This window comes from Streptomyces sp. NPDC085460 (assembly GCF_044541975.1).
GTDB lineage: Bacteria > Actinomycetota > Actinomycetes > Streptomycetales > Streptomycetaceae > Streptomyces.
In genome coordinates this window covers 274290-296825 of record NZ_JBITTO010000006.1, presented here as the reverse complement: position 1 = coordinate 296825, position 22536 = coordinate 274290, and the positions used below count along the sequence as shown (strand labels likewise).

Sequence of the window (22536 nt, the reverse complement as noted above, 5' to 3'; positions counted from 1 at the left end):
AGCGGGCTCAAGCGGACGCAAAACCCCGCCCTGGCAAGGAATTTCGGCCAGAGCGGGGTCGGGGGGCGGAGCGGTTCTCAGCGGTGCTGCGCGGGCGGGTAGCCATATCCCGGACGGTGGGATCCCGCATGCTGGGACGGCGATCCGTGCGCCTCGCGGTCGTAGAAGGGCCGGGCGTGGGCCTTCAGCCAGAGCGCCACCGGGTCGTACGCGTCGGAGAGCGCGACCGTCGAGACCGGCAGGCCCTCGGGCACGCTGCCGATCGACTGGCGCATCATCGCCCGCACCTCGTCCACGGCCGCCGCCGAACCGTCGTACAGGTCGAGGCCGATGACCAGGTACGGGGTCCCGAGCGCGGGCTGCACCCAGCCGCGGCGGAGCGAGCGGACGGCCGGCGTCCGGTGCGCGTTCTGGGTGAGCTGGGCGTAGAACTGCGGGATCTCCAGGGCGGGTTCGGAGACCCGGAGCGGCCCGGCGGGCATCCGGTCGAGGCCGGTGGCGATCCGGCGCAGATCGGACCAGGGAATGCCGACGCCGCCGCCGGGGGCGTGCGGATTCAGCCAGACGCCCCAGCGCTCGGGGTAGAGGGCGCGGGCGATCTCGCGGCCGGTGACGCGCTCGTGGGCGCGGTGCCAGCCGGAGGCGGCGAGCTCGCCGGCCGAGGTGACGCAGGGCGCGTAGCCGTAGCCGTCGACCTCCATGTTGCCGTACTGGGCCTCCGGCGAGCCCGCCGAGCCCTGCCAGAGCAGCATGTACAACTCGCCGTCGGCCAGGGCGTGCAGCAGTCCCTCGTACGCGTCGTAGCGTCCGGGCGCCACCTGGCGCAGCATGTGCTCGACCTGTCCGGTCGCGCCTGACGCGCTCACCCTGGGTTCCGCCCCTCTGTCTCGTACGGCTCGGTTCGGTGGTTCGTTCTCGGTCGGTCCAGCTTAGACAGGGCCGGGGGTCATCCGTCGGTGCGCCGGTAGAAGGGGCGCACCCGTTCCAGCATCCAGTCGCCGACGGGGTCGGCGGCCATGTCGAGGAGGATGAGGTTGACCGGCCAGGCCACCTCGACGCGGCCGAGGGCGCGGCCGAGGGCGTCCAGCGGCGCGTTGCGGTCGACGCCGTCCCAGCCGGTGAGCTGGACGCCGATGAAGAGGGCCGGTTCGGTGCCCTCGACGCTGGCGAGGGTGCGGCGGGCGGTGGCGACGACCCCGGTGGCCTCGAACTCGGCGGAGGCGGCGGCGAGGAAGTCGACCGGGTCGTCCTGCCAGTCGGGCTCGAAGAGGCGGACCCGGCCGCCGGACGCGGGCCCGTCGAGGGCGGTGCGGCCGGTCCGGCAGAGCTCGGCGACGGCGGGCGGGGGCAGCGGGACGCCGACGGTGCCGCCGGGGTTCACCGCGATGCCGAGCTGCGGGGGCAGGCCGCGGGCGAAGTCACGGGCCGGGGCGACGGTGAAGGACATGTGGTCGCCGACGCAGGCGAGGAACTGCTCCTGGGAGCTGAAGACGGGGACGAAGGCGGCGCCGCCGATCTCCATGGTGGCGAGGTCCAGGTCGGGGCTGTCGGGGCCGCCGCCGTTGGGCAGCGGGACCCACACCTGGCTGCGGCCGAGCACCTCGATGAGCCGGCCTCCGGCCGCGGGCTCCCCGAGCGCGGCGGCCAGCGCCTCCTCCAGCTCGTTGCCCGGCCACGTCACGTCCACGGTGGTTCCGTCCCCTCCTCGCACGGCCCGGTCCCGGCCGTCCCGCAGCACCCTAACGCCGCCCCGCCCCGGCTGTGACCAGAACCCGCCCCCGGGCGGACGCGGGCCTCAGCCCGCGTCCCGGAGTCCCTCGTCCCGGAAGCCCGACTCCCGGAAGCCGAGACGGCGCAGGGCCGCGGCGGCGTCCCGGTCGAGAAGCGTGGCGGAGGCGCAGCCGCGGGGCAGCCGGCCCGACTCCACGGCGGCGACGAGCCGGCCGACGGCTCTGCGGTGCCGGGCGAAGGCGTACGCGGAGACGCCCCGGCCGCGCTCGCGCTGCCCGTCTCTGGCGGTGTCCGGGTCGACGTCGAGGAGGACGAGGTGGAGGGCGCGGCCGCGCCGGGCGGCGGAGCGGGCCAGCCAGCCGCGGACCCAGGACTGGGTGCCGCAGTCGTGGACGACGACTCCGGCGCCGGAGCGCAGGGCCCGGTACAGCCCGGCGTAGTGCGCGATCCGGACCAGCGGGCGGTAGAGCGCGTACGGCACCATCCGGGGCATCCGGGCCTCCCAGCGCTCCCGGACGTCCTGCGAGTCGATGCCGCGGCCCTCGGCGGCCCGCCGCAGCAGCGTGGACTTGCCGCTGCCCGGGAGCCCGGAGACGACCACGACGTCACCGGCGGCGAAGGTGAGGGCGCGCGGGCCGCGCCCGCCGCGCTCGCGGAGGTCCCGCACCACGCGCCCGCGCGCGCGGGTCCGGGCGCGGGGCCGCTGAGCCGGTATGGCGGCGTCGGTCGCGAAGACGCCGGTGTGCTGGATCCTCATCGCTGCTCCCCCTGTCGGGTCCCCGGGGGACGTACCGGGAGACCTCACGGAGACCCTTGCCCACGAAGTGTAAAGAAACGGTAATCCGTGACAAGCGATTTGCCGCGCCGACACCGTGTGCGAGGATGTGCGCGCCAGGCGCGCGCAGCGCCGTACAGCTGGACAACCGCATACCGGCCGCTCGAATCCGCGCGGGAGAGTTCCGGACCGGCCTCGGCCGTCCGGGCGCCGAAGGAGCAAGACCCTCCCTTGAATCTCTCAGGCCCCGTACCGCGTGGATGAGGCAGATCTGAAAAGCGGGACACCTGTCGTGTCCCCACCCAAGGTGCAAGCCGGGGATGCCCCCGGTGAACCTCTCAGGTTCCATGACAGATGGGGAGGACCGTCCTTGCCTGTCATGTTTTCCGCCTTCGGGACCCGGGAGCCACGTCCATCATGAGCACCACCCCCCGTCTGACCGCCCTCGATGCCCTGCATCGTTCGCTGGGCGCGACCATGACCGACTTCGCCGGCTGGGACATGCCGCTGCGGTACGGCAGCGAGCGCGACGAGCACAACGCCGTCCGCACCAGGGCCGGTCTCTTCGACCTCTCCCACATGGGCGAGATCACCGTCACCGGGCCGCAGGCCGCCGAGCTGCTCGACTACGCCCTGGTCGGCAACATCTCCACGATCGGCGTCGGCCGCGCGCGCTACACGATGATCTGCCAGGAGGACGGCGGCATCCTCGACGACCTGATCGTCTACCGCCTCGGCGAGACCGAGGCCGCGTCTTCCCAGTACATGGTCGTCGCCAACGCCTCCAACGCGCAGATCGTCCTGGACGCCCTGGTGGCCCGCTCCGGCGGCTTCGACGCCGAGGTCCGCGACGACCGCGACGCGTACGCCCTGATCGCCGTGCAGGGCCCGGAGTCCCCCGGCATCCTCAAGCAGCTGACCGACGCCGACCTGGACGGTCTGAAGTACTACGCGGGTCTGCCCGGCACGGTCGCCGGCGTCCCGGCGCTGATCGCCCGGACCGGCTACACCGGCGAGGACGGCTTCGAGCTCTTCCTGAAGCCCGAGCACGCCGAGGGCGTGTGGACGGCGCTGACCGAGGCGGGCGCGGGCGTCGGCCTCATCCCGTGCGGCCTCTCCTGCCGCGACACGCTGCGCCTGGAGGCGGGCATGCCGCTGTACGGGCACGAGCTGACCACCTCGCTCACCCCCTTCGACGCCGGTCTGGGCCGGGTCGTGAAGTTCGAGAAGCCGGGCGACTTCGTCGGCCGCAAGGCGCTGGAGGCCGCCGCCGAGCGCGCCGAGACCGCCCCGCCGCGCAAGCTGGTCGGCCTGATCGCCGAGGGCCGCCGCGTCCCGCGCGCCGGCATGGCCGTCGTCGCCGGCGGCGAGGTCATCGGCGAGATCACCTCCGGCGCCCCGTCGCCGACGCTCGGCGAGCCGATCGCCATGGCGTACGTCGACGCGGCGCACGCCACGCCCGGCACCGAGGGCGTCGGGGTGGACATCCGCGGCACCCACGAGCCGTACAAGGTCGTGGCCCTGCCCTTCTACAAGCGCCAGAAGTAGCCGGGTTCCCGTCCGGGGTCCGCCCCGGACGTGACGCGTTCGTCTCGGAACGCGTCTCACCCCGCAAGACCCACGTACATCCGCACTCCCCCGATCCAGGAGAATCAGGCCATGAGCAACCCCCAGCAGCTTCGCTACAGCAAGGAGCACGAGTGGCTGTCGGCCGTCGAGGACGGCGTCGCCACGGTCGGCATCACGGAGCACGCGGCCAACGCCCTCGGTGACGTCGTCTACGTGCAGCTCCCCGAGGTCGGCGACACCGTGACCGCGGGCGAGTCCTGTGGCGAGCTGGAGTCGACCAAGTCCGTCAGCGACCTCTACGCCCCGGTGACGGGCGAGATCGTCGAGGCCAACCAGGACGTCGTCGACGACCCCTCGCTGGTGAACTCCGCCCCCTTCGAGGGCGGCTGGCTGTTCAAGGTGCGCATCTCGGGCGAGCCGGACGACCTGCTCTCCGCCGACGAGTACACCGCCTTCACCGCAGGCTGACCGAGACCCCCTAGGGATCGCTTCATGTCGCTTCTGAACACTCCCCTCCACGAGCTGGACCCGGACGTCGCCGCCGCCGTCGACGCCGAGCTCCGCCGCCAGCAGTCCACCCTCGAGATGATCGCCTCGGAGAACTTCGCTCCGGTCGCGGTCATGGAGGCCCAGGGCTCCGTCCTCACCAACAAGTACGCCGAGGGCTACCCGGGCCGCCGCTACTACGGCGGCTGCGAGCACGTCGACGTGGCCGAGCAGATCGCGATCGACCGGATCAAGGACCTGTTCGGCGCCGAGTACGCCAACGTGCAGCCGCACTCCGGCGCCTCCGCCAACCAGGCCGCGCTCTTCGCGATCGCCCAGCCGGGCGACACGATCCTCGGTCTCGACCTGGCGCACGGCGGCCACCTCACCCACGGCATGCGCCTGAACTTCTCGGGCAAGCAGTTCAACGTGGTCGCGTACCACGTGGACGAGGCCGGCCTGGTCGACATGGCCGAGGTCGAGCGCCTCGCCAAGGAGCACCGCCCGAAGGTGATCATCGCCGGCTGGTCGGCGTACCCGCGTCAGCTGGACTTCGCCGAGTTCCGCCGGATCGCCGACGAGGTCGAGGCGTACCTGTGGGTCGACATGGCCCACTTCGCCGGCCTGGTCGCGGCGGGTCTGCACCCGAACCCGGTCGAGTACGCGGACGTGGTGACCTCCACCACGCACAAGACGCTCGGCGGCCCGCGCGGCGGCATCATCCTGGCGAAGAAGGAGTTCGCCAAGAAGCTGAACTCCTCGGTCTTCCCCGGCTTCCAGGGCGGCCCGCTGGAGCACGTGATCGCGGCCAAGGCCGTCTCCTTCAAGGTCGCGGCCTCGGAGGAGTTCAAGGAGCGCCAGCAGCGCACCCTGGACGGCGCCCGGATCCTGGCCGAGCGCCTGGTCCGCGACGACGTCACGGCGCACGGCGTCTCGGTCCTCTCCGGCGGCACGGACGTGCACCTGGTCCTGGTGGACCTGCGCGACTCCGAGCTCGACGGCCAGCAGGCCGAGGACCGGCTCCACGAGGTGGGCATCACGGTCAACCGGAACGCCGTTCCGAACGACCCGCGCCCGCCGATGGTCACCTCCGGTCTGCGCATCGGCACGCCGGCCCTCGCCACCCGCGGCTTCACCACCGAGGACTTCACCGAGGTCGCCGACATCATCGCCGAGACGCTGAAGCCGGGCTTCGACGCGGACAAGGCGGAGTCCCTGAAGGCGCGCGTGACCGCTCTGGCCGAGAAGCACCCGCTGTACCCCGGCCTGAAGTAATTTCGTACGCTTTCGTTCCTGGGTTCGTTCGTTCGAAAGTTCCGGGGCACCGCGCACACTGGACAGTGGGCGCGGTGCCCCGCCCCATGTCGTCACCTCTCACGCTTTTCTGCTCCACCCCGGCAGACAACGGCGTCTAGCCCCCACAAGGAGTCCTCCCGTGGCCATCTCGGTCTTCGATCTGTTCTCGATCGGCATCGGTCCTTCGAGCTCCCACACGGTGGGCCCCATGCGCGCGGCCCGGATGTTCGCCCGCCGGCTGAAGAACGAGGGGCTGCTCGCGGGCACGGCCAAGGTCCGGGCGGAGCTGTACGGCTCGCTCGGCGCCACCGGGCACGGGCACGGCACCCCGAAGGCGGTCCTGCTCGGCCTGGAGGGCAACTCGCCCCGCACGGTCGACGTGGAGAACGCCGACGACGAGTTCGAGCGGATCAAGGCGAGCGGCCGGATCAACCTGCTCGGCGCCCACGACATCCCCTTCGACTTCGACGCCGACCTGGTGCTGCACCGGCGCAAGGCGCTCCCGTACCACGCCAACGGCATGACGGTCTTCGCGTACGACGCCGAGGGCGCGCTCGTCCTGGAGAAGACGTACTACTCCGTCGGCGGCGGCTTCGTCGTGGACGAGGACGCGGTGGCGGGCGAGAACCCGATCATCCCGGACGACACCGTCCTGAAGTACCCCTTCCGCACCGGCGACGAGCTGCTCCGCCTCACCAAGGAGACCGGTCTGTCGATCTCCTCGCTGATGCTGGAGAACGAGAAGGCGTGGCGCACCGAGGACGAGATCCGGGCGGGCCTCCTGGAGATCTGGCGGGTCATGCAGTCCTGCGTGTCGCGCGGCATGTCCCGCGAGGGCATCCTGCCCGGCGGCCTGAAGGTCCGCCGCCGCGCCGCGACGCTGGCCCGCAAGCTGCGCTCCGAGGGCGACCCGGCCATGCACGCGATGGAGTGGATCACCCTCTACGCGATGGCGGTGAACGAGGAGAACGCGGCGGGCGGGCGCGTGGTCACCGCCCCGACGAACGGCGCGGCCGGCATCATCCCCGCCGTCCTGCACTACTACATGAACTTCGTGCCCGGCGCCGACGAGGACGGCATCGTGCGCTTCCTGCTCGCGGCCGGCGCGGTCGGCATGCTCTTCAAGGAGAACGCGTCGATCTCCGGCGCCGAGGTCGGCTGCCAGGGCGAGGTCGGCTCGGCCTGCTCGATGGCGGCGGGCGCCCTCGCCGAGGTCCTGGGCGGCTCCCCCGAGCAGGTGGAGAACGCGGCGGAGATCGGCATGGAGCACAACCTGGGCCTGACCTGCGACCCCGTGGGCGGCCTGGTCCAGATCCCGTGCATCGAGCGGAACGGCATGGCGGCGGTCAAGGCCGTGACGGCGGCGAAGATGTCGATGCGCGGCGACGGCAGCCACCTGGTCTCCCTCGACAAGGTCATCAAGACCATGAAGGAGACGGGCGCGGACATGAGCGTCAAGTACAAGGAGACCGCGCGCGGCGGTCTCGCGGTGAACATCATCGAGTGCTGAGCCCGGCGCGCACCCGACGAACGGCCGGTCCCGCCCCCGCGGGGCCGGCCGTCGGGCGTTCGGGTCAGTAGCGGACCCAGAGGACGTAGACGTCCGGGCGGGAGGGGTGGAAGGGCTCGCAGAAGTAGATCTTGCCCCAGATCCACTCGCCGGCCTGGCCGGCGGCCTGGCACTCGGCGTACGAGGCGTGGTGGCTGCGGGCGTAGAAGCCCGGCCCCGCGGCCTCGGCGGTGCCGGCGGTGCCGAGGGCGAGTGCTCCTGCGGTGGCCGCGGTGGCGAGGGCGGCGGCGACGCGACGGTACATGGCATGTCCTCCTGAAATGAACGATGCGATGTGGTGCGGGATGGTGCCGTGCGTTTCGTCCCGGCTGCGCAGCCAGGAGGAAAGGTATCGGCGCGCCCCCTCTCCGGCAATAGGTCTAGGCCAATCGCCGAACGGATGTCCGGATTCCCCGATGAAGGCCGGAATTCGTCGCTAGGGTCCGGTCATGACCATGACCACGGATGCCGAATGTTCCACTCTGACCCGCACCCTGCGCCGCCGCGGGATCGTCGTGCTCTCCGTCTTCGCGGCGGTGTGGGCGCTCGCCGGCGGCTCGGGACTGCCCGCGCCGGGGCTCGTCGTCGCCGGGGTGTCGGCGGCCCTGCTGGTGGCCGGGACGCTGGCCGCGGGGTTCCGGTGGACGGCCCGCGAGGTGACCCGTCCGGTGCGGCTCCCTGAGCGGTGGAACCGGGGGGTCGGGATCGTCAACGCGGTCGAGGCCGCGGCGATCGTCGCCGTGATCGCGGCCTCGAACGCGGCCGGGCGCCAGGAGTGGATCCCGGTCGGCCTCTGCCTCGTCGTCGGCCTGCACTTCTTCCCGCTGGCCCGCCTCTACGACCAGCGCCAGTACGGATGGCTGGCGGCGGCCCTGACGGCCCTCGCGTCGATCGGCACGGGCCTGCTGGCGGCCGGCCTGTCGGCGGAGGCCGTACGGGCGGCCGTGGCGCTTCCCGCGGCCCTGGCCCTGTGGGGCACCGCGCTGCTGGTGGCGCGCGACTGACGCGCCGGGGCCCTCAGGGGCCGAGGGGCGGGCGGCGGCTGCTCGCGAGCGCCGCCCGGCCCCGGGGCCGGGGCCGGTCAGGCCCGGGTCACGCCTTGCTGAGGTGGGACCAGAACTCGTCCCACGACAGGCGGCCGTCGCCGTTGTCGTCGCGCTGCTTGATGAGGGCCTCGGCGACCGTCTCGGTGACGTTGAAGTCACCCAGCTGCGCCATGACGCTCTTGTACTCCGCGGCGGTGATGAAGCCGTCCCCGTCCACGTCGTACCGGTTGAATGCCGTGCGTGCCGACTCGATGTCCGCCACTGCTTCCGCCCCTTCTCGGTGCTGTCTTTGACGGTGGTCAGATTAGCGGGCGCGGCGGTGTCCGATGATGGCGGTATGAGCGGTGACGTGACACGGATCCTGGAGGCGGCGGCGAGCGGGGAGTTCCCGCCCATGGACGGCGGGACGACGGTGGTGCCGCAGCCGGACCGGCGGGACGCCGGGGTGCTGGCCTTCACGGCCCACTCGGTGGTCTTCGCCGACGTCGACCCGGAGTGGGTACGGGCGGAGCTCGCGGCCACCGGGAGCGATCCGCTCGCGGCGAGCATGAACCCGGGCTTCCTGGTGCGGCTGATGACTCGGACCGGCCGGCGGATGAACACGATCGACCTGCTGACGGTCGCCGACGCCCTGCCGGGCCCTCCGCCGGTGGAGCTGCGGGAGATCGAGGACCCCGGGCACCCCAGGGTGGCGCGGGCCCTGAAGTACCGGGACGAGGTACGGGTGTGGGCGGCGGACGGCGGGGTGCTGATCCTGGGGCGCGGTGTGGCCGGGCGGATGGAGGCGGCGATCGAGGTGGACGAGGGCGTCCGCCACCGAGGTCTGGGGCGGGCGCTGGCCACGGCGGCCCGCCATCTGACGCCGGACCCCGTGGTGTGGGCGCAGCAGTCGCCGGGGAACGCGCGGAGCGTGCGGACCTTCCAGGCGGCGGGGTACCGCCCGGTGGCGTCGGAGGCCCTGCTCACGGCCCGGTAGAAGGGCGCACGGGCGTCCAGCATGTGGATGATCGAGGGAAACAATCGGTGAACCGCATAGCCATTCACAGTTTGCAAGGCAAGTGCCGCAGGTCACCAACGATTCACAGTTAAAACGTAGGGGTATGTCCGTATTGATGGCGATACAGGCACTTGGCGATGGGTCCGGCGTCTGTCATAGTCGAGGGAACGACCCCCATTGACCCGGGCCAGGTCGTCCAAGCGGCCGTGGATACACCCCCCCCCGTCCACGGCGCATCACACGGAAGCCCCCAGCAGCCCCACCACGGCGCACGGGGGCTTCCGTGCGTTCAGCGGTCGGTGACCCGCATCTCGAACCAGGTCGTCTTGCCGCGCGGCCCCAGGTCCACGCCCCACCGGTCGGAGAGCTTGTCGACGAGGAAGAGGCCCCGTCCGCTGACGTCGAGCTCACCCACCGGCATCAGACAGGGCAGGCCGCGCGAGGGGTCGCGCACCTCGATCCTGATCCGGCCGGGGCGCCGCTGGGCGCGGAGCGCGAAGACCCGGGCGCCGGTGTGCCGGACCGCGTTCCCCACCAGCTCGGAGACGAGCAGGACCGCGTGCTCGGCGAGGGTCGGGCCGAGCGCCCACTGCCGGAGCACCACGTGCTGGGTCATCCGCCGGGCGATCCGGGCCGACTCCGGCAGCGACGGCAGGCGGACGTCGACCTCCGCCGGGTTGCCGTACCGGTCCATCGCCGAGAGGGCCTCTTCGTCCTCCGGGGTCGGTGCCCACCGTGCGGCGGGCACACTCCCCTGCCGTGGTTGTTCCCTGCTCTCCAGGCCCGCCATGCCCCCCATCATGGCCGCCGGAGACGGCCCGCGGGGGCCGTTCCGGTGGAATGGCCCCCGCGGGACGGCGCGTCGCCGTGACGGACCGTCGGACGACGGTCCGGACGGCGGCCGGTCAGGCGAACTTGGCCTTGCCGGGGCCCTCCTCGACGAAGCTGCGCATGCCGGTCTCGCGGTCCGCGGTGGCGAACAGCGCGGAGAACCAGGTGCGTTCGAGGGCGAGGCCGGTGTCGATGTCGGCCTCCAGGCCCTGGTCGATCGCCTCCTTGGCGGCCCGCAGCGCCACCGCCGGGCCCTGCGCCAGCTTGGCGGCCCAGGCGTGCGCCTGCTCGTACACCTCGGCGGCCGGGACGACCCGGTCGACCAGGCCGAGCGTGAGGGCCTCGTCGGCGCGCACCATCCGGCCGGTGAAGATGAGGTCCTTCGCCTTGGACGGGCCGACCAGGCGGGAGAGCCGCTGGGTGCCGCCGGCGCCGGGGATCAGGCCGAGCAGGATCTCGGGCTGGCCGAGCTTCGCGTTGTCGGCGGCGATCCGGTAGTCGGCGCAGAGCGCGAGCTCGCAGCCGCCGCCGAGGGCGTACCCGGTGATCGCGGCGACGACCGGCTTGGGGATGCGGGCGACGGCGGTGAAGGAGTCCTGGAGCGCGCGCGACCGCTCGACCATGGCCACGTGGTCCATGACCTGCATCTCCTTGATGTCCGCGCCGGCCGCGAAGACCTTCTCGCCGCCGTAGAGGACGACGGCTCGCACGTCGTCGCGGTCGCCGGCCTCCTGGGCCAGCTCGCGCAGCCGGTCCTGGGTGGCGATGTCCAGGGCGTTCATCGGCGGGCGGTCGAGGCGGATCGTGCCGACGCCGTCGGCGACTTCGAGGTTCACAGTCATGGGAGAGAGGTTAGTGCGCGTTAACGCGGACGGGCCCGGTGCTGTTGCTCACAGCACCGGGCCCGTCCGCGACGGCGGGGACCTAGGCGGTCCACTCCGCCCAGGACATGTTCCAGCCGTTCAGGCCGTTCTCCGGCTTGATCTGCTTGTCCTTGGAGTTCTTCACGATGACGACGTCACCGATGAGCGAGCGGTCGAAGAACCAGGCGGCCGGCGTGGAGCTGTCGCCCGCGCCCCGGGTGTCCGAGAGGCCGACGCAGCCGTGGCTGACGTTCTGCGAGCCGAAGGTGGACTTCGGGGCCCAGTAGTTGCCGTGCACGAAGGTGCCGGAGGTGGACAGGCGCATCGCGTGCGGCACGTCCTTGATGTCGTACTCGCCGCCGAAGCCCACGGTGGCGCCGTTCATCCGGGTCACCTTGTACTTCTCGCTGATGACCATCTGGCCGTTGTACGTGGTCGTGGACGGGGCGCCCGCGGTGATCGGCAGGGTCTTGATGATCGTGCCGTCGCGCTCGACCTTCATCGTCTTGGCGCTCGCGTCGACCGTGGAGACCTGACGGCGGCCGATGGTGAAGGAGTACGACTTCTTCTGCTTGCCGTAGACGCCCGGGCGGCCCTCGACGCCGTCCAGGTTGAGCTCGACGGTGACCTTCGTGCCGGCCTTCCAGTACTCCTCGGGACGGAAGTCGAGGCGGTCGTTGCCGAACCAGTGGCCCTCGATCTCGACGGCCGGCTCGGCCGTCACCTTGATGGCCCTCTCCACGGCCTCGGGGTCGGTGATGCCCCGGGTGAAGTTGATGGAGACCGGCATGCCGACGCCGACGGTCGAGTCGGCCTCCGGCGTGTAGTGGCCGATGAAGGTGTTCTTCGGGACCAGCGTCGTGAAGGTGGTGTCCTTCGCCGACTCGCGGCCCTCGGCGTCCTTCGCGATCGCGTGGACCTTGTACTGCGTGCCGGCCGACAGATGGGCCAGCGGCTCCCAGCTCGCGCCGTCCGCCGAGATCTTCCCCTCGACCGCGCCGCCCTTGGAGTCGGCGACCGTCACGGTCGTCAGCTTGCCCTGCTCGGCGGAGACCTTGAGGGCCCCGCTGGTGGCGACCGAGTCGGCGCCGTCCTTCGGCAGGATCGTCACGACCGCCTGGGAGGCGGCGTTGTCGGGGGCCACGGTCCCCTGCCCGTTGCCCTTCGCCCCGGCCCCGCCGGCGGTCTTCGACGGCTCCTCACCGCCACAGGCGGTCAGCACCAGCAGCAGCGCCCCCGTCGCCAGGGCCCCGAGGCGGAGGCTCCGCCGCCGCGCCGACCGCCCCGATATCGGCTGCCCGTTCACTATGGTCTTCTCCCCTCGCACGACCCGGCCGCAGGCCGGGCCCCACCCCCTGTACGCACGTCCCGCGCACGGCGCTAGATAATCACACCGGAAGACACGAAAGTTCCACGTGAATGTCACCGTTCAGTCCCAGTCGGGGCGGGACCGGAGGCGAGCGGGGAGGTGCCCGCGTCCGGCCCCGGGACCAGGGCGGGGTCAGCGGAGCGCGGATCCGGCCTTCCAGCCCTCCCAGTCGAGGTTCCAGCCGCCGAGACCGTTGTCCGGAGCGACCTCGCGGTCCTGGGAGTTGACCACCTCCACGACGTCCCCGATGAGGCTCCGGTCGTAGAACCAGCCCGCCGGGGTCTCGGCGCCGCCGCCCTTCACGTCCCGCAGCCCCACGCAGCCGTGGCTGACGTTGGCCGAGCCGAAGGTGGACGCGTCGGCCCAGTAGTTGCCGTGGATGAAGGTGCCGGACTCGGTGAGCCGCATGGCGTGCGGCACGTCCTTGATGTCGTACTCGCCGCCGAAGCCGACCGTGGCGCCGTTCATCCGGGTCACGTCGTACCGCTCGGTCACCACCATCTTCCCGTTGTACGTGGTGGTCTTCGGCGCGCCGGCGGTGATCGGCAGCGTCGCCAGGACCTTGCCGTCCCGGCGCACCTCCATGGTGTGCGCGGCGGCGTCCACCAGGGAGACCTGGGAGCGGCCCACCGTGAAGCCGACCGTCTTGCGCTGGATGCCGTAGACGCCGGGGGCGCCCTCGACGTCCCGCAGCGCCAGCTCGACGGTCACCTTGGTGCCGGCCGCCCAGTACCGGGCCGGGCGGAAGTCGAGCCGCTCCTTGCCGAACCAGTGGCCGACGACCTCCACCGGCGGGTCGGCGGTGACCCGGATCGCCCGCTCCACCTCCGCCCGGTTCTCGATCGGGCGGTTGAAGCCGAAGGAGACGATCATGCCGGCGCCGACAGTGGAACGGTTCTCCGGAGTGAAGTAGCCGATGAAGCGGCTCTCCGGCACCACCGTGGTGAAGGTGGTGTGCCGGGCCGAACGGCGCCCGTGCGCGTCGAGCGCCACCGCGTCCACGCTGTACTTCGCGGCGAGCGCGAGCCGCGTGCCCTCGGCGGGCCGCCAGCGCAGCCCGTCGGCGGTGAAGGCGCCGGCCACGGCGGAGCGGCGCCCGTCCGCCACCTGGGTCACGCTCACCCGTTCGAGCCGCCCGCTGTCCACCCGTACCTCCAGGGGTCCTTCCGGCGGCACCGCCCGGCTGCCGTCCTCCGGGCTCACCCGGATCACGTCCCCGGGCGCCCGCGCCTTGCCCGGAAGCCCCAGGCCGACGCCTCCTTCCCCGTCCGATCCGGTGCAGCCGGCGAGACCCACGAGGAGCCCCGCGACCGCGAGGAGTTGCCCGGCCCGTTCCCATACACGTGTCACGCGTGGCCCAACGACGACCCCCCTCCAGGGGAAACGTGCGCGCGGGCCATGTTGGGGGGACGGCCGCGCGGGCAGAACAGGGGGGACGACCGGGAGTACACGAGGGTGCGGGAGGACGCGCGGGGCCGGGGCCGGGACGCCCCGGGCCCGGCCGCGGGCCCGCCGGAGCCGCGGGAGGCCAGGGCGGTGTCGAGCGCAGCCGAACAGCAGGCGGTACCGGAGCATGCCCCGGAACGGACCGCGCCCCCGGTGTGGCCCGGGGCGCCCACCCCGCTCGGGGCCCGCTGCCGGGTCGGCCCCGACGGGACCCGGGGCACCAACTTCGCCCTGTGGGCGGGCGGCGCGGAGGCGGTGGAACTCTGCCTCTTCGCGCCGGACGGCACCGAGACCCGGCTGCCGCTGACCGAGCTCACCCACGAGATCTGGCACGGCTTCGTGCCCGGCGCCGGCCCGGGGCAGCGGTACGGCTACCGGGTGCACGGCCGCTGGGACCCGTGGACGGGCGCCCGCTGGAACCCGGCGAAGCTCCTCCTCGACCCGTACGCGCGGGCCGTCGACGGCGACTTCACCCTGCCGGCCGAGGTGTACGGGCACGTCCGGGACTGGCCTCAGCAGCACGTCGCCGACACCGTCCGCGACGAGCGGGACTCCGCCCCGTACGTCCCCAAGGGCGTCGTCGTCCTGGACGACGACGACTGGTCCGACGACCGCAGGCCCAAGACGCCCTGGCAGGACTCCGTCATCTACGAGGTGCACGTCAAGGGCTTCACCGCCCGGCACCCCGGCATCCCCGAACACCTGCGGGGCACCTACGCGGGGCTCGCCCACCCGGCCGCCATCGACCACCTGGTCCGGCTCGGGGTCACGGCGGTCGAGCTCCTCCCGGTCCACCAGTTCGCCCACGAGGACCACCTGCTGCGCCGCGGCCTCACCAACTACTGGGGCTACAACTCGATCGGCTACTTCGCCCCGCACGCCGGCTACTCCTCCTCCGGCACCGCCGGGCAGCAGGTCGGCGAGTTCAAGCGGATGGTCAGGGCCCTGCACGCGGCCGGCATCGAGGTCATCCTCGACGTCGTCTACAACCACACCGCGGAGGCGGGCGAGCTCGGCCCCACCCTGTCCCTCAAGGGCATCGACAACCGCGGCTACTACCGGCTCCAGTCCGACGCCCGCCGGTACGCCGACTACACCGGCTGCGGCAACACCCTCCACGTCGTCCAGCCGCAGGTGCTCCGGCTCATCACCGACTCCCTGCGCTACTGGGTCACCGAGATGGGCGTCGACGGCTTCCGCTTCGACCTGGCGGCGGCCCTCGCCCGCTCGATGCACGACGTCGACATGCTCTCCCCGTTCCTCGCCGTCATCGCCCAGGACCCCGTGCTGCGCCGGGTCAAGCTCATCGCCGAACCGTGGGACGTCGGCAACGGCGGCTACCAGGTCGGCGCCTTCCCGCCGCTGTGGACCGAGTGGAACGACCGCTACCGGGACGCCGTACGGGACTTCTGGCGCGGCGCCCTGCCCGACGTGCGCGACCTCGGCTACCGCCTCTCCGGCTCCAGCGACCTCTACGCCTGGGGCGGCCGGCGCCCGTACGCCTCCGTCAACTTCGTCACCGCCCACGACGGCTTCACCCTGCGCGACCTGGTGACGTACGAGCGCAAGCACAACGAGGCCAACGGCGAGGGCAACCGGGACGGCACCCACGACAACCGCTCCTGGAACTGCGGCGCCGAGGGCGAGACCGACGACCCGGAGATCGGCGCGCTCCGGCTGCGGCAGCTCCGCAACCTCCTCACCACGCTGCTGCTCTCCACCGGCGTGCCGATGCTCGTCGCGGGCGACGAGATGGGCCGCACCCAGGGCGGCAACAACAACGCCTACTGCCAGGACAACGAGACCAGCTGGCTCGACTGGTCGCTGCCCGAGGACCCCGGCCGCGCCCAGCTCCTCGCCCTGACGCGACGGCTGCTCGCCCTGCGCCACCGCCATCCGGTGCTGCGCCGCCGGGCCTTCTTCTCCGGCCGGCCGCAGGGCGCCGACGGGCTGCGGGACCTCGCCTGGTTCGGCCCGGACGGCACCGAGATGACCGAGCGGGACTGGTACGCGCCCTCGGCCACCCTGGCGCTCTACCTGTCGGGGCGGGACATACCGGGCCGGGACGAGCGCGGCGAGCAGGTGCTCGACGACAGCTTCCTCGCCGTGCTGCACGCCGGCCCGGCCCCGCTGGACCTCCGGCTGCCCGGCGCGCCCTGGGCGCAGACCTACGAGCGGGTCCTCGACACGGCCCTCGACGACCAGACCGCGCCCCCGGGCACGCTCCACCGGGGCGGGGCGGTGCTGCCGGTGGGGGCGCGGTCGGTGGTACTGCTGAGGGTGGCGGGGTGACGCCCGTGGGGCGGCGGTAATTCGGGTGAGCGGTGTCAGTGGTGACTCGTAGGGTCGGACCTGATGCCCGAGAATCCCGCACCTCCCGAATCCGCCCCCGCCCGCCGCTCGGCCGTACGGGTGCTGCTGCGGCTCTGGCCGTACGTCCGGCCCGTGCGGGGGCGGTTCCTCACCGCCGCCGCCGTCGCGGTCGTCGCCTCCTGTCTGTCGCTGGTCATCCCGCTGGTCCTGAAGTGGCTGGTGGACGGGCCGGTCGCGGACCGGGACCCGGGCGGGGTGTGGCTGGGGGCGCTGTACCTGCTGCTCCTCGGCTTCGCCGAGGCCGCGCTCTTCGGTCTGCGCCGGTGGCTGGTGGCCCGGCCGCTCTCCTCGGTGGAGGCGCGGATGCGGAAGGACCTGTACGGGCGGCTCCAGCGGCTGCCGATCGCCTTCCACGACCGGTGGGCGTCCGGGCAGCTGCTGTCGCGCGGCACCACGGACCTGATGGTCCTGCGGATGTTCCTGGCCTTCCCGCTGACGTACCTGGTCGTCAACGCGGTGACCGTCCTCGCGGGCTGTGTGCTGCTGCTGGCGCAGGACTGGGCTCTCGGGCTCGTGCTGCTGACGCCCGTGGTGCCGGTGGTGGTGCTGTGCTCGTACTTCGAGCGGCGGTACGGGGTGGTGGCGCGGCGGGCCCAGGACCAGGTGGGCGATCTGACGACGGTGGTGGAGGAGAGCGTCCTCGGCATCCGGATCGTCAAGGGCTTCGGCAGGCACCGCAGCCAGGCGGAGGCGTTCCGTCGGCTCGCGGGGCTGCTGCGCTCCACGGAGCTGTCCAAGGCGCGGTTGCTGGCCACGCTCTGGGCGCTGATGACGGCCCTGCCGGAGCTGGCGATCGGTGCCGCGCTCGTGCTGGGCTCGGTGCGGGTCGCGGACGGCGGGCTTTCGGCGGGCACCCTGGTGGCCTTCCTGGCGACGGCGCTCGCGCTGCGCTGGCCGGTGGAGTCGATCGGCTTCCTGCTCGCGATGAGCCAGGAGGCGGTGACGGCGACGGAGCGGTACTTCGAGGTGATGGACGCGGAGGAGGAGCGGGACGCGCCCGCCCCCGCGGCGGTGCCGGGGGCCCAGGACGGGCTGCGGTTCGAGGGCGTGACCTTCCGGTTCCCCGACGCGCCCGAGGGCGCGGCGCCCGTGCTGGACGGCGTGGACCTGCACGTGCGGCCGGGCGAGACGCTGGCTCTGGTCGGGGCGACCGGCTCCGGCAAGACGGCGCTGACCGCGCTGGTGCCGCGGCTGCACGAGGCGAGCGGCGGCCGGATCCTGCTGGACGGCGAGGACATCGCGCTGATGGGGCGGGAGCGGCTGCGGACCCTGGTGTCGGTGGCCTTCGAGGAACCGACCCTGTTCTCGGCGAGCGTCGGGGAGAACGTGCTGATGGGCGCGGACGCGGACGCCGGGCGGCCGGAGCTGGACCGGGCGCTCGGGATCGCGCAGGCGGACGGTTTCGTCGGGCGGCTGCCGGAGGGCGCCGGGACCCGGGTCGGGGAGCAGGGGCTGAGCCTGTCGGGCGGTCAGCGGCAGCGGCTCGCGCTGGCCCGCGCGGTGGTCGGCCGGCCGCGGTTCCTGGTGCTCGACGACCCGCTGTCGGCGCTGGACGTGCACACCGAGGCGCGGGTGGAGGCGGCCCTGCGCGAGGTGCTGAAGGAGACGACGGCGCTGGTGGTGGCGCACCGGCCGTCGACGGTGATGCTGGCCGACCGGGTGGCGCTGCTGTCGGGCGGCCGGATCGCGGCGGTCGGCACCCATCAGGAACTGCTGCGGAGCAGCGCCGAGTACGCCTGGCTGATGTCGGGCGGGGCCGGCGCCGGTGTCGGTGCCGGTGTCGAGGGGGACGTGGAGACGGGAGACGGGGAGCGATGACGGAGACCGCGCTCGCGCAGCCGGAGGAGGAGGCCGTCCGGCCGGCCGGGGAGGAGGGGCCGGGTCCCGGCGACCCGTTCGACCGGGACGATCTGCCGGCGCCGCGCGGGGCGACCGGGGCGCTGCTGCGTTCGCTGCTCGCCGCGCACCGGTTCCGGGTGGCGGTGGCGGCGCTGGTGCTGCTGGTGAAGGAGGCGGCGGTCCAGGCGGGCCCGCTGCTCGTGGCGTACGCGATCGACCGGGGGGTGCCGGCCTTCCGGGCCGGGGACCACGGCCCGCTGGTCGCGGTGGCGGCCGGGTACCTGCTCTGCGCGCTCGGCGCGGGGGCGCTCCAGTACGTGTTCGTGCGGGGTGCGGCGCGGATCAACCAGGACGCGCTGCTCGACCTGCGGGGGCGGATCTTCCGGCACGCGCAGGTGCTGAGCGTGGACTTCCACGAGCGGTACACCTCGGGGCGCTTGATCTCGCGGTCGACGACGGACGTGGAGTCGCTGCGGGAGCTGCTGTCGGAGGGGCTCCAGGAGCTGATCGGGGTGGTGCTGTCGTTCGTGTCGATCTCGCTGGTGCTGCTCTGGCTGGACCTGGGGATCGGGGCGGTGGCGGTGGCCTCGTTCGGTCCGCTGTACCTGCTGGTGCGGATGTACCGGCGGCGGGCGGGCGCGGTGTACGCGGAGCGGTCGACGGCGATCGCCGGGGTGATCGTGAAGTTCGCGGAGACGATGAACGGGATCCGGCCGGTGCGGGCGTTCCGCCGGGAGCGGGTGAACGACGCGGAGTTCGCGGGGCTGAACCACCGGCACGAGCGGAGCAACGGCGACGCGCTCCTGGAGATGGCCCGCTACGTGGTGGGCTCGCGGCTCGTGGCGAACACGGCGGTGGCCGGGATGTGCCTGTGGGGCGCCTACCGGGTGGCGGACGGTTCGCTGGAGCTGGGCGTGCTGGCGGCGGCGGTGCTGTACGTGCGGCGGCTGTACGACCCGATCGACCGGCTCGGGATGTTCCTCAACTCGTACGAGTCGGCGGCGGCGTCCCTGGCCAAGATCGCGGGGCTGCTCGCGCAGGAGCCGGGCGTGCCGGAGGCGACCGCTCCGCGCGGGCTGCCGGCGCGGGCCGGGGCGGCGCCGGGCCGTGAGGTGGTCTTCGAGGGGGTGCGGTTCGCCTACCGGACGGGCGGTGAGGTGCTGCCCCGCTTCTCCCTGCGGATCCCGGCGGGGCAGACGGTGGCGGTGGTGGGGGCGACCGGCGCGGGCAAGTCGACGCTGGCGAAGCTGCTGGCGCGCTTCTACGACCCGACGGAGGGCCGGGTGCTGCTCGACGGCGTGGACCTGCGGGAGCTGGCGACGGCGGAGCTGCGGCGCGGGGTGGTCATGGTGACGCAGGAGGCGTTCCTGTTCTCCGGGACGGTCGCGGAGAACATCGCGATCGGGCGTCCGGACGCGAGCCGGGAGGAGATCGAGCGGGCGGCGAAGGCGATCGGCGCGCACGAGTTCATCGCGGGCCTGCCGGACGGCTACGACACCGACGTACGGAAGCGGGGCGGCCGGATCTCGGCCGGGCAGCGCCAGTTGGTGGCCTTCGCGCGGGCGCTCCTCGCGGACCCGGCGGTCCTCATCCTGGACGAGGCGACGAGCTCGCTGGACGTGCCGGGCGAGCGGGCGGTGCAGCACGCGATGGACACGGTCCTGGCGGGCCGTACGGCGGTGGTCATCGCCCACCGCCTGTCCACGGTCGAGGTCGCGGACCGGGTCCTGGTGATGGACGCGGGCCGCGTCGTCGAGGACGGCACCCCCGCCGGCCTGATCACCGGCGAGGGCCACTACGCGGACCTCCACCGCGCCTGGCGCGACTCCCTGACGGGCTGACGGACTGACGGGCTGAGCGACTGACGGGCCGCCGGGACGGGTCCGCCGGAACGGCTCCCCCGCCGGCCGGAGGGCAAGCCGCACCGGCGCCGAGCGGAACACCGGCTTCACGCCGAGTGGTTTCGGCCATCGGTTCGGTAAAGGCGGCCGGTGTCCGAAGGGCGGGACGCGGGGCGGAGGGTGGTGGTCCGGATCCGTGGCCGCGAGGGGATCGCAGCACGGAGAACGGGGGATGACCGGCCGTTCATGATCGATGAAACGTTCGGTTAACGAACACGCCCGTACGCGCAGCGGACGACTTCCGGCCAAGTTGTTGACGCGCTCCTGACAGATACCGCCGGTAGCTGCCAGTCTCTCCCCCGGTTCCTCGCAACCGCGTTCGCCGCTTCACCCGATCGTGCGTCATCGCTCTGCTTGCTCCGCCCGGCCCGTCCACCCAGCGGCCGGTACCCCCCTCGCAAAAGGAGTTCGCGTGAGATCCACGCCCAGCCGCCGCGCCACCGCGACCGGCGCGCTCATCGCCGCCGCCGCCATGCTCGCCGTCGGCGTCCAGGCCGGCAGCGCCTCCGCCGACAACGCCGGGACGGCCGCCCCCCAGGCGCAGGCCGCCGGGAAGGCCGACCCGGGCAAGCTCCCCGCCGACCTCTCCCCCGCCCAGCGCACCGCGCTGATCAAGGCCGCCGACGCCGACAAGGCCGAGACGGCCAAGGAGCTCGGCCTCGGCGCCCAGGAGAAGCTGGTCGTCCGCGACGTGGTCCAGGACCGCGACGGCACCACCCACACCCGCTACGAGCGCACCTACGGCGGACTCCCCGTCCTCGGCGGCGACCTGGTCGTCGCCGAGACCCGCGCCGGGGCCACCACCGCGGTCTCCAAGGCGTCCCGCGCCGAGCTGAAGAGCGTCGACCTGGCCGCCACCGTCGCCCCCGCCGCCGCGGAGAAGCAGGCCGTCGGCCTGGCCGCCGCCGAGGGCTCCAAGGCCACCAAGAGCGAGCGCGCCCCGCGCAAGGTCGTCTGGATGGGCCACGGCGGCGCCCCCGTCCTCGCGTACGAGACCGTCGTCGGCGGCCTCCAGCACGACGGCACCCCGAACGAGCTGCACGTCGTCACCGACGCCAAGACCGGCGCGAAGCTGTACGAGTGGCAGGCGGTGCACACCGGCACCGGCAACACCCAGTACAGCGGCCAGGTCACGCTCGGCACGGCGCCCTCGTACACGCTGACCGACACCACCCGCGGCAACCACAAGACGTACAACCTCAACCGCGGCACGTCCGGCACCGGCACGCTCTTCTCCGGCGCGGACGACATCTGGGGCGACGGCACCCCGCAGAACGCGGAGACCGCCGGCGCCGACGCCCACTACGGCGCCGCGCTCACCTGGGACTACTACAAGAACGTGCACGGCCGCAGCGGCATCCGCGGCGACGGCGTCGGCGCGTACTCCCGGGTCCACTACGGCAACGCCTACGTCAACGCCTTCTGGCAGGACTCCTGCTTCTGCATGACGTACGGCGACGGCGCGGGCAACACCAAGCCGCTCACCTCCATCGACGTGGCCGCGCACGAGATGACCCACGGCCTCACCTCGGTGACGGCCAAGCTCGTCTACAGCGGCGAGTCCGGCGGCCTCAACGAGGCCACCTCCGACATCTTCGCGGCGGCCGTCGAGTTCTACGGCAACAACGCCCAGGACAAGGGCGACTACCTCGTCGGCGAGAAGATCGACATCCGCGGCAACGGCACCCCGCTGCGGTACATGGACAAGCCGAGCAAGGACGGCTCCTCCAAGGACTACTGGTACTCCGGCATCGGCAACGTCGACGTCCACTACTCCTCGGGCCCGGCCAACCACTTCTACTACCTGCTCTCCGAGGGCAGCGGCGTCAAGACGGTCAACGGCGTCACCTACGACTCGCCGACCTCCGACGGCCTGCCCGTCACCGGCATCGGCCGCGACAAGGCGTCGCTGATCTGGTTCAAGGCGCTCACCACCAAGTGGACCTCGTCCACCAACTACGCGGGCGCCCGCACCGGCACCGTCGCCGTCGCCACCGAGCTGTACGGCGCGAACAGCCCCGAGGTCGCGGCCGTCGAGCACGCCTGGGCCGCCGTCAACGTCGGTTCCCGCCCCGGCGGCGGCAACCCCGGCGGCAAGGTCTTCGAGAACACCGCCGACGTCGCCATCCCCGACTCCCCCGGCGCCGCGGTCACCTCGACCGTGAACGTCACCGGCGTCACCGGCAACGCGCCGAGCAACCTCTCCGTCGGCGTGGACATCGTCCACACCTACAAGGGCGACCTCGTCGTCGACCTGATCGCCCCCGACGGCTCGGTCTACAACCTCCACAACCGCTCCGGCGGCGGCACCGACAACATCCAGCAGACCTACACCGTGAACGCCTCCTCCGAGGTCGCCAACGGCGCCTGGAAGCTCCGCGTCCAGGACAAGGCCGGCGCCGACACCGGCTACATCAACAGCTTCAAGCTCACCTTCCCGTAACCCGGGAGGCGCAGGCCGGAAG

Annotated in this window: 19 protein-coding genes and 1 riboswitch; of the genes, 10 read left to right on the top strand and 9 right to left on the bottom strand. The window is 72.7% G+C overall.

Annotated elements, in window-relative coordinates:
* Positions 1–77: 77 nt before the first annotated feature.
* The 3 genes from ACIGHB_RS17715 to ACIGHB_RS17705 form a co-directional block, all read right to left on the bottom strand.
* Positions 78–866 carry an enhanced serine sensitivity protein SseB C-terminal domain-containing protein gene (locus ACIGHB_RS17715; RefSeq protein WP_360310560.1) on the bottom strand — a complete coding sequence of 263 codons (789 nt, stop codon included), beginning with the start codon at positions 864–866 and terminating at the stop codon, positions 78–80.
* 80 nt (positions 867–946) lie between these two features.
* Entirely contained in the window at positions 947–1687 is a 741-nt protein-coding gene (locus tag ACIGHB_RS17710; RefSeq protein WP_360310562.1) for an enhanced serine sensitivity protein SseB, read from the bottom strand.
* A 108-nt stretch (positions 1688–1795) separates the two neighbouring features.
* On the bottom strand, positions 1796–2488 hold the full coding sequence (locus tag ACIGHB_RS17705; protein ID WP_399914042.1) for an AAA family ATPase: 693 nt from the start codon (positions 2486–2488) through the stop codon (positions 1796–1798).
* A gap of 182 nt (positions 2489–2670) precedes the next feature.
* Positions 2671–2771: riboswitch (glycine riboswitch) on the top strand.
* Between the two features lie 152 nt (positions 2772–2923).
* Here ACIGHB_RS17705 and gcvT point away from each other — a divergent pair.
* The 4 genes from gcvT to ACIGHB_RS17685 all read left to right on the top strand — a co-directional run bounded on the left by gcvT (position 2924) and on the right by ACIGHB_RS17685 (position 7367).
* On the top strand, positions 2924–4054 hold the full coding sequence (gene gcvT, locus ACIGHB_RS17700; RefSeq protein WP_360310566.1) for a glycine cleavage system aminomethyltransferase GcvT: 1131 nt from the start codon (positions 2924–2926) through the stop codon (positions 4052–4054).
* Between the two features lie 111 nt (positions 4055–4165).
* Complete coding sequence (gene gcvH, locus ACIGHB_RS17695) at positions 4166–4543, top strand: glycine cleavage system protein GcvH (RefSeq protein ID WP_399914039.1); 378 nt, start codon at positions 4166–4168, stop codon at positions 4541–4543.
* A gap of 24 nt (positions 4544–4567) precedes the next feature.
* The gene (gene glyA, locus ACIGHB_RS17690) at positions 4568–5836 is read left to right on the top strand and encodes a serine hydroxymethyltransferase (protein ID WP_360310570.1); all 1269 of its coding nucleotides are present in this window, start codon (positions 4568–4570) and stop codon (positions 5834–5836) included.
* Between the two features lie 160 nt (positions 5837–5996).
* A complete protein-coding gene (locus ACIGHB_RS17685) occupies positions 5997–7367 on the top strand; it encodes an L-serine ammonia-lyase (RefSeq protein ID WP_399914036.1) in 1371 nt (456 codons plus the stop codon).
* 64 nt (positions 7368–7431) lie between these two features.
* Here the strand turns inward: ACIGHB_RS17685 and ACIGHB_RS17680 are convergent, their stop codons facing one another.
* A complete protein-coding gene (locus ACIGHB_RS17680; protein ID WP_360310574.1) occupies positions 7432–7671 on the bottom strand; it encodes a hypothetical protein in 240 nt (79 codons plus the stop codon).
* Between the two features lie 184 nt (positions 7672–7855).
* On the opposite strand from ACIGHB_RS17680, the gene ACIGHB_RS17675 reads away from it, so the two are divergent.
* Entirely contained in the window at positions 7856–8410 is a 555-nt protein-coding gene (locus ACIGHB_RS17675) for a DUF7010 family protein (RefSeq protein WP_399914032.1), read from the top strand.
* A gap of 88 nt (positions 8411–8498) precedes the next feature.
* On the opposite strand, the gene ACIGHB_RS17670 is transcribed toward ACIGHB_RS17675, so the two are convergent.
* On the bottom strand, positions 8499–8714 hold the full coding sequence (locus tag ACIGHB_RS17670; RefSeq protein WP_015036303.1) for an EF-hand domain-containing protein: 216 nt from the start codon (positions 8712–8714) through the stop codon (positions 8499–8501).
* Positions 8715–8789: 75 nt separating this feature from the next.
* Here ACIGHB_RS17670 and ACIGHB_RS17665 point away from each other — a divergent pair, with 75 nt between their 5' ends.
* Positions 8790–9428, top strand: a complete 639-nt coding sequence (locus tag ACIGHB_RS17665; RefSeq protein WP_399914029.1) for a GNAT family N-acetyltransferase — start codon at positions 8790–8792, stop codon at positions 9426–9428.
* Between the two features lie 310 nt (positions 9429–9738).
* Here ACIGHB_RS17665 and ACIGHB_RS17660 read toward each other — a convergent pair whose 3' ends face one another.
* The 4 genes from ACIGHB_RS17660 to ACIGHB_RS17645 all read right to left on the bottom strand — a co-directional run bounded on the left by ACIGHB_RS17660 (position 9739) and on the right by ACIGHB_RS17645 (position 13862).
* Positions 9739–10239, bottom strand: coding sequence for an ATP-binding protein (locus ACIGHB_RS17660; protein ID WP_360310580.1), 501 nt, complete (start codon positions 10237–10239; stop codon positions 9739–9741).
* Positions 10240–10354: 115 nt separating this feature from the next.
* On the bottom strand, positions 10355–11122 hold the full coding sequence (locus tag ACIGHB_RS17655) for an enoyl-CoA hydratase-related protein (protein WP_360310582.1): 768 nt from the start codon (positions 11120–11122) through the stop codon (positions 10355–10357).
* A gap of 82 nt (positions 11123–11204) precedes the next feature.
* Complete coding sequence (locus ACIGHB_RS17650; protein ID WP_399914025.1) at positions 11205–12449, bottom strand: Ig-like domain-containing protein; 1245 nt, start codon at positions 12447–12449, stop codon at positions 11205–11207.
* Positions 12450–12644: 195 nt separating this feature from the next.
* Positions 12645–13862 carry an Ig-like domain-containing protein gene (locus tag ACIGHB_RS17645; protein ID WP_360310586.1) on the bottom strand — a complete coding sequence of 406 codons (1218 nt, stop codon included), beginning with the start codon at positions 13860–13862 and terminating at the stop codon, positions 12645–12647.
* 186 nt (positions 13863–14048) lie between these two features.
* Between ACIGHB_RS17645 and glgX the strand changes: the two genes are divergently transcribed.
* The 4 genes from glgX to ACIGHB_RS17625 all read left to right on the top strand — a co-directional run bounded on the left by glgX (position 14049) and on the right by ACIGHB_RS17625 (position 22514).
* Positions 14049–16250: a glycogen debranching protein GlgX gene (glgX, locus tag ACIGHB_RS17640; RefSeq protein WP_399914021.1), complete on the top strand. Its 2202-nt coding sequence runs from the start codon at positions 14049–14051 to the stop codon at positions 16248–16250.
* Between the two features lie 63 nt (positions 16251–16313).
* Entirely contained in the window at positions 16314–18149 is a 1836-nt protein-coding gene (locus ACIGHB_RS17635; protein WP_399914018.1) for an ABC transporter ATP-binding protein, read from the top strand.
* Entirely contained in the window at positions 18146–20011 is a 1866-nt protein-coding gene (locus ACIGHB_RS17630) for an ABC transporter ATP-binding protein (RefSeq protein WP_360310592.1), read from the top strand. The genes ACIGHB_RS17635 and ACIGHB_RS17630 overlap by 4 nt, the downstream gene beginning before the upstream one ends.
* A gap of 472 nt (positions 20012–20483) precedes the next feature.
* On the top strand, positions 20484–22514 hold the full coding sequence (locus tag ACIGHB_RS17625) for a M4 family metallopeptidase (protein WP_360310594.1): 2031 nt from the start codon (positions 20484–20486) through the stop codon (positions 22512–22514).
* The last annotated feature ends 22 nt before the right edge of the window (positions 22515–22536 follow it).

Excerpts from the sequence above, each read along its gene's own strand:
- glyA (WP_360310570.1), top strand. The coding sequence starts at position 4,568 with ATGTCGCTTCTGAACACTCCCCTCCACGAGCTGGACCCGGACGTCGCC.
- ACIGHB_RS17680 (WP_360310574.1), bottom strand. The coding sequence starts at position 7,671 with ATGTACCGTCGCGTCGCCGCCGCCCTCGCCACCGCGGCCACCGCAGGA.
- ACIGHB_RS17665 (WP_399914029.1), top strand. The coding sequence starts at position 8,790 with ATGAGCGGTGACGTGACACGGATCCTGGAGGCGGCGGCGAGCGGGGAG.
- ACIGHB_RS17705 (WP_399914042.1), bottom strand. The coding sequence starts at position 2,488 with ATGAGGATCCAGCACACCGGCGTCTTCGCGACCGACGCCGCCATACCG.
- ACIGHB_RS17660 (WP_360310580.1), bottom strand. The coding sequence starts at position 10,239 with ATGGCGGGCCTGGAGAGCAGGGAACAACCACGGCAGGGGAGTGTGCCC.
- ACIGHB_RS17635 (WP_399914018.1), top strand. The coding sequence starts at position 16,314 with ATGCCCGAGAATCCCGCACCTCCCGAATCCGCCCCCGCCCGCCGCTCG.
- gcvT (WP_360310566.1), top strand. The coding sequence starts at position 2,924 with ATGAGCACCACCCCCCGTCTGACCGCCCTCGATGCCCTGCATCGTTCG.
- ACIGHB_RS17630 (WP_360310592.1), top strand. The coding sequence starts at position 18,146 with ATGACGGAGACCGCGCTCGCGCAGCCGGAGGAGGAGGCCGTCCGGCCG.
- gcvH (WP_399914039.1), top strand. The coding sequence starts at position 4,166 with ATGAGCAACCCCCAGCAGCTTCGCTACAGCAAGGAGCACGAGTGGCTG.
- ACIGHB_RS17675 (WP_399914032.1), top strand. The coding sequence starts at position 7,856 with ATGACCATGACCACGGATGCCGAATGTTCCACTCTGACCCGCACCCTG.
- ACIGHB_RS17655 (WP_360310582.1), bottom strand. The coding sequence starts at position 11,122 with ATGACTGTGAACCTCGAAGTCGCCGACGGCGTCGGCACGATCCGCCTC.